The organism is Halomonas sp. 707D4, assembly GCF_024158685.1.
GTDB lineage: Bacteria > Pseudomonadota > Gammaproteobacteria > Pseudomonadales > Halomonadaceae > Vreelandella.
On record NZ_JAMZBD010000162.1, the window covers coordinates 1 to 6,372 of the forward strand.

Genomic DNA, 6,372 nt, shown 5'->3' on the forward strand with positions numbered 1-6,372 from the left:
TCAAGGGCCACTCCGCCCACCCGGGAACTTCCGAACTGGTGGGGCGCGCCATCCAGAAGGCCGTCAAGGCGTGCAACCTGCCCGAGGGCGTGTTCTCGCTGCTGTTCGGCGCCGGCAACGAGATCGGCCAGGCCCTGGTCACCGATGCGCGTATCCAGGCAGTCGGCTTCACCGGCTCGCGCAGCGGCGGCATGGCGCTGGTCGAGGCCGCCCAGGCGCGCCCCCAGCCGATCCCGGTCTACGCCGAGATGAGCAGTATCAACCCGGTCTTCTTGCTGCCGGAGGCGCTCAAGGCCAATGCCCAGGGGCTTGGCGAGGCCTTCGTCGGCTCGCTCAACATGGGCGCCGGGCAGTTCTGCACCAATCCAGGGCTGGTGATCGCGGTCAAGGGCAGTGATCTCGAGACGTTCACCCAGGCGGCGCAGAAGGCGGTCGAGCAGAGCGGTGCCCAGACCATGCTCACCCCGGGCATCCACCGCGCCTATGAACAGGGCGTGACGGCGCTGGGCGGCGAAGCCGGCGTACGCGAAGTGGCGCGCGGTCAGACCGGCGAGGAGGGCTACCAGTGCCAGACCGGGCTGTTCGCGACCTCCGCCGAGGCATTTCTGGCCTCCAAGGTCATGCAGGAAGAGGTATTTGGTGCCAGCTCGCTGATCATCGAGTGCCAGGACATGGCGGAAGTGAAGAAGGTGGCCGAGCAGCTCGAAGGGCAGTTGACCGCCACGCTGCACATGAACGATGCCGATATCGATGCCGCCAAGACGTTGATCCCGACCCTCGAGCGCAAGGCGGGGCGGATTCTCGCCAACGGCTGGCCGACGGGCGTCGAGGTGTGCCACGCCATGGTACACGGCGGCCCATACCCCTCCACCTCGGATAGCCGCACCACGTCGGTGGGTAGCGCCGCCATCAAGCGCTTCTTGCGCCCGGTATGCTACCAGTCGCTGCCGGAAGCCCTCTTGCCCGAGGCGCTCAAGGAGTCCAATCCGCTCAAGGTGAGCCGCCTGGTGGATGGCAAGCGCAACGCCTGATGGCGCAAGGCTTCCTACCGATGACGTAGTGTCCAAGCAGGCAAGCGATTGCCTGCTTTTTTATCGCCTGTCGCCCGCAACCACGAAGGGAAACTGCATGAGTGAAACAATCATCCTGACCCTCGAGGAAGCCACTTCCCTGAGCCTCGACGTCCTTCGACACAACGGTTACAGCCCGGCCCACGCCGAGGCCATCACCCGCAGCGTGGTCGCTGCCCAGCGTGACGAATGTCACTCCCACGGCCTGTATCGGCTGATCGGCTGCGTGGAAACCGCGCGCAACGCCGGCGTGGATACCCAGGCGCTGCCGGTGGTGCACGACCAGGCGCCGGGCGTGGTGCGAATCGATGCCCAGCGCGGCTGCTCGCTGCTCGCCTTCGAGACGGGCTTGCCGACACTCATCGAAAAGGCGCGGCGCCAAGGGCTGGCGGCCATGGCCATCAATCGCTGCTTTCACTTCTCGGCGCTGTGGCCGGAAGTGGAGGCGATCTCGAGCCAGGGACTGGTCGGTATCGCCATGACGCCGACCCATCCTTTCGTGGCGCCGGCCGGCGGCACGCGACCGCTGCTGGGCACCAATCCGCTGGCGTTCTCCTGGCCGCGCCCGGACGGCGCTCCTTATACCTTCGACTTCGCGACCAGCGAAGTGGCAAGAGGCGAGATCGAGCTGCACCGGCGCGCCGGCAAGTCCATTCCTGCTCACTGGGCGATGGACGGCGAAGGCAACCCCACCACCGACCCCGCCGCAGCGCTGGCCGGCGCCATGCGTACCTTCGGCGGGCACAAGGGCTCGGCGCTTTCCACCATGATCGGACTCTTGGCCGGGCCCTTGATCGGTGACGTGCTGGGGCACGAGACGGCACCGGCCAATGCCGAGGGAACCGGCAAGCCGTTTCACGGCGAGCTCGTCATCGCTCTCAGCCCTCAGGCTTTTCTGGGGAGCGAGGCCGAGCACCACCTGCGCCATGCGGAAACCCTGTTCGATGAAATCCTCGGCCAGGGAGCGCGGCTGCCTTCGCAGCGGCGTTTCGAGGCGCGCGAGCGTACGCGGCGCGATGACATGCGCCTGCCCAAGGCACTGGTCGACGAACTGAAAGAGCTAATGAGGTAAAAGCGCGCGTGCCATCAATAGGAGCGTTCATTAGCGATGCGTCATTTGTGACCCTCGAACAGCTGGCCTATTCTGGGAGTTCACCATGGATAACCCACTGAATTTCATGTTTTTCTAAAGGAGTAGAGAATGATGCACGCAAGCGATGTCGGGACCCTTCGCCCTCTGCGCTGGGCGATTGGCGCCGCGTTTTTCGGGGCGAGCGGTTTGGCGTGGGGTGAGGTCAGCGTGACGGAGGAGCGCGTGGCCGAGAACGTCGAAAGCGAAGAGATCTCTTTCGACGTGGTGCAGATCGTCAGCGGCCTCGAGCACCCCTGGGCGGTGGCCTGGCTGCCGGATGGGCGAATGCTGATCACCGAGCGGCCCGGGCGGCTTCAACTGATCGATGGCGACAGCGTCACCGAGCTCGACAACCTGCCGAAGACCGACGCCGAAGAGGACGACGACTCTGCCGTCGAGGGCGGCAACCAGGGCGGGCTGCTCGATGTCGTGGTGCACCCGGACTACGCCGACAACGGCTGGGTCTACTTCACCTACTCGAGCCCGGGCGACCCGCGCGCGCTCAGCACCTATGAGCCGGGCTATGGCACCGGCACCGCCGTGGCGCGGGCACGCATCGACGCCGATAACGCTACCCTGACCGATCTCGAAACCGTCTACACCCAGATCCCGCGCACGCATCCCGGCGCCCACTACGGCTCGCGCATCGTCTTTCCCGGCGACGGCTCGCTGTTCTTCCCGATCGGCGATCGCAACGTCCAGAACCTGCCCCAGGACCTGACCAACCCCGGCGGCAAGATGATTCGCCTGCAGGAAGATGGCGGCGCCCACCCGGACAACCCCTTCATTGGCGTGGAGCCTGGCAACCTGCGCCCGGAAATCTACTCCTATGGCCACCGCAACAACCAGGGCCTGGCGCTGCACCCCGAGACGAGCGAGCTCTGGGCGGTGGACCACGGCCCCAACGGCGGCGACCGCCTCTATCGCGTGGAGCAGGGTGCCAACTACGGCTGGCCGATGATCGCCCACGGCACCGAGTACACTACCGACGAGCACATTGGCCTGGGCCGCGAGGCGCCGGGAGTGACGCCGGCGAACCACATCTGGGAAGACTCCATGGCGCCCTCGGGGCTTGCGTTCTACACCGGCGACGTGGCCGAGTGGCAGAACAACCTGTTCGCCGGCTCGCTCAAGCGCGAGCAGCTTCATCGCCTGGTCGTGGATGAACAGGGCGAGATCACCCACGAGGAGATGCTGCTGGCCGACACCCTGGGTCGCATCCGCGACGTGCGCCAGGGCCCGGACGGCTTTCTCTACGTGCTGACCGACGAAGAGGACGGCGGGCTCTACCGTCTCGAGCCGCGAAGCGACACCGATAGCTGAAGACGTCGCACTGCAATGATCGGGCACCTTCGGGTGCCCGATGGCGTTTTGGGCGATGCAAGAAAACCGCTTGCCTTGGCGTCTCACTCATTTCGAGGTGCATGCGGGATCGAGGTAAGCCCGCGCAAGCGTCGCGGTGCCCTCGATGAACCCCTCCCCGAGCGAGCGGGCGGTGTGGCTGTCGGCGTGGGTGGCAAGCCAGGCGCTCAGCATGATGCGGCGAATCATGATGAAGGTGTCGAGCGCGGCGTCGTCGGCGGCGTCGAACTCGGCCACTGTCCGGTAGCCGCGAATCCAGGCCTGGCGCAGCCGGGGAATCAGCGGGTCGAGTTCAAAAAAGCTGATGGCGGCGGCGAAATCGAAGGCGTACCAGCAAAAGCCGCAGTCGTCGAAGTCGATCACGGCGAGCTGATCGTTCTCCACCAGCAGGTTGGCCAGGCGCAGGTCGGCGTGCACGAGCCCGTAGCGCCCGGAAAGCCGGTCATAAACGCCGATGACCCGGTGAATCCGCTCGATGGCACAAGCGATGACCCGCTCGTCGCTCACGGTAAGCCCCGGTGCCTGGCGCCAGTCGCCCCAGAGCCCGTGGGGGCCGATCATCGAGTCCAGGTGCCAGCGCGTGCGCACGAAGTTTTCGGGCGGCGTCCAGCGCCGGCTGTGCTCGTGAAGCGCGGCGGTGAGGGCGCCGAGCTTTTCGAACCAGGCAGGAAGCGTGTCGTCCGCCTGCGGGGAATGACCTTCGATGAAATCGAAGCCTACTGCGTGAAAGCGGCGGCCACCCAGAGCGAGTTCGACCACCGGGCTCGGGCCTGTCGTGGAAAGCGGTAAGGGTGCTCGAAGGCGGGTATCGACGCGCAGTGCCGCAAGCCAGTCAAGCTCCGATTCGATTTCCGCTCGCGTGTGGTAGTCCGGGCGGTGTACCCGCAGCACGCGGCGGCGCCCGGTTTGGGGGCAGCGGGCCAGAAAGGTGGCGTTTTCCGAGGTGGTCAGAAGCTCGATGCGGGTATCGGCGGGTAGCTGCCAAGCGGGCAGCGCGGCGATCAGGCGCTGCTCGAGCCGGGCCAGCAGGGCCGGGGTGAAAGTCACGACTTTTCAGAAACCTCTTGATACGTATGGAGCGACTCGCCGGTCTTTTTTGCAGGCCCCGCAGTAACGCACTCCGCCCGATGTCAGACACGGCTGGAGTGACGTGGCCAGCACAGCAGCCTCCGGCGATCAGTTTTACTGATTCAGTCCGACGTCTTCACCAATAACCCGCAGGAGGGCTCGGCCCAGCGGGTGTCCCGGGTAAACACGATGTCGCAGACCACGAGGGCATAGTGGCGGCGAATCTCGTCGTCCACCCGGGCGCGCAGGCGGTCCTGCTCGGCCAGGCCAAGCGCGGCGTCGTCGCTTTTCACCACGTGAACCAGCACGTAAAGAAGCCGCCCCGGGCGCACGATACGAACGCGCACCGCCTCCGTTGCCACTCCCTCGAGCCCGCGGGCCACGGCCTGGCGCACTGGCTCTGCCACCGCCACCGGCGGTGTCTTGTTGGTCAGCTCACCCAGCGCCTGGCCGGCGATACGTACCGGCACGCCCAGGCACAGCAGCACCACTGCGATGACCAGTATCGAATCGACGTAAGGCACCAGGCGCGTCGAATCCAGCGCCTTGAGCGCGAGCATGAGACAGAACGCCGCCAGCACCCCGGCGGAGATGGCGCTATTGACCACCCAGTTGAGCTTGTCCGCCGCGACCAGAGGGCTTGCGACGTGGCGCTGGCTCACGTGCATCACCCAGGCGGTCAGCGAGCAGGCAAGCGTGGCGAAGCCTGCGTAGAGCACCGCCAGACCCGCCGCGATCTCGCGACCGCCGGTCAACAGCGCCGCCACCGCGTCCACCAGCGCGAAGATGGAGACGCCCAGAATCAGAAGCCCCTTGCACAGGTTCACCAGCGACTCGAAGTAGCTGTAGCCGAACGGGTAGGCGTCGCTGTCCGGCTGGCTCGCCAGCCGACTGACCTTGAGCGTGACCAGTGCCACCACGAAGTAAACGAGGTTGAAAAGCCCATCGAGCAGAATGGCCTGAGAGTTCGAGGCGAGCGTGGCAATGATGCCCACCACACCGATCAGCAGGGCCATGAAGGCGGAAAATCCCAGGGTACCGGCTTCGGTCTTCACTACGTGCGCTCCACAGGCAGGTTCAAGAGCGAGTAAGCATAGCAACTTTGGTGCCCTGCGGGCGCTTTGGAAAGCCCCGATCAGTTGTACTAGCCTTTAGAGCGTGTTTATTCATCCGTACGCGGAGCCGTTGGTCAATCAACCAGGAGGGTAGCGATGCCGATGTTGAATGCAGGAACCGAACAGGGAACCCCGGTCGAGCTTTACTACGAGGTTCACGGAGCGGGCAAGCCCGTCGTACTGATTCACGGCTGGCCGTTGAGCTCTCGCTCCTGGGAGCCCCAGGTCGCGCCGCTGGTCGAGGCGGGCTATAAGGTCGTCACCTACGATCGCCGCGGCTTCGGCAAGTCCACCCAGGCCGACGGCGGCTACGATTACGATACCCTGGCCTTCGATCTCAAGAAACTGCTGGACGCGCTGGATCTCAACGATGCCACTCTGGTCGGCTTTTCCATGGGTGGCGGCGAAGTGGCGCGCTACATCGCAAGCTACGGTACCGAGCGGGTCAGCAAGGCGGTCCTCGCCGCCGCCGTGCCGCCGTACCTCTACAAGTCTGATGACAACCCGGACGGCGGCCTCGACGACGCTACCATCGATCAGTTCCTCGACGGCGTGCGCGGCGACCGCCTGGCGTTTCTCGAGGACTTCACCAATAACTTCTTCGCCGCCGGCGACAAGAGCGATC

General features: G+C 65.4%; 6 protein-coding genes. 4 read left to right on the forward strand and 2 right to left on the reverse strand.

The annotated features are described in order from the left end of the window. The 3 genes from BIS11_RS08715 to BIS11_RS08725 form a co-directional block, all read left to right on the forward strand. Nucleotides 1-1,031, forward strand: a 1,031-nt coding sequence (locus BIS11_RS08715; RefSeq protein ID WP_253585932.1) for an aldehyde dehydrogenase (NADP(+)), incomplete at its 5' end; no start/stop codon positions are given. 97 nt (nucleotides 1,032-1,128) lie between these two features. After that, nucleotides 1,129-2,142, forward strand: coding sequence for an Ldh family oxidoreductase (locus BIS11_RS08720; RefSeq protein WP_253418563.1), 1,014 nt, complete (start codon nucleotides 1,129-1,131; stop codon nucleotides 2,140-2,142). Between the two features lie 129 nt (nucleotides 2,143-2,271). Further along, complete coding sequence (locus BIS11_RS08725; protein ID WP_253418560.1) at nucleotides 2,272-3,525, forward strand: PQQ-dependent sugar dehydrogenase; 1,254 nt, start codon at nucleotides 2,272-2,274, stop codon at nucleotides 3,523-3,525. A gap of 87 nt (nucleotides 3,526-3,612) precedes the next feature. Here BIS11_RS08725 and BIS11_RS08730 read toward each other — a convergent pair whose 3' ends face one another. Beyond that, on the reverse strand, nucleotides 3,613-4,611 hold the full coding sequence (locus tag BIS11_RS08730; RefSeq protein ID WP_253418557.1) for a phosphotransferase: 999 nt from the start codon (nucleotides 4,609-4,611) through the stop codon (nucleotides 3,613-3,615). A gap of 143 nt (nucleotides 4,612-4,754) precedes the next feature. Beyond that, a complete protein-coding gene (locus BIS11_RS08735) occupies nucleotides 4,755-5,687 on the reverse strand; it encodes a cation diffusion facilitator family transporter (protein WP_253418554.1) in 933 nt (310 codons plus the stop codon). A gap of 156 nt (nucleotides 5,688-5,843) precedes the next feature. On the opposite strand from BIS11_RS08735, the gene BIS11_RS08740 reads away from it, so the two are divergent. Next, the coding region (locus BIS11_RS08740; RefSeq protein ID WP_253585933.1) for an alpha/beta fold hydrolase at nucleotides 5,844-6,372 on the forward strand (529 nt) is incomplete at its 3' end.

Coding starts and splice junctions, on each gene's coding strand:
- BIS11_RS08720 (WP_253418563.1), top strand. CDS start 1,129: ATGAGTGAAACAATCATCCTGACCCTCGAGGAAGCCACTTCCCTGAGC.
- BIS11_RS08725 (WP_253418560.1), top strand. CDS start 2,272: ATGATGCACGCAAGCGATGTCGGGACCCTTCGCCCTCTGCGCTGGGCG.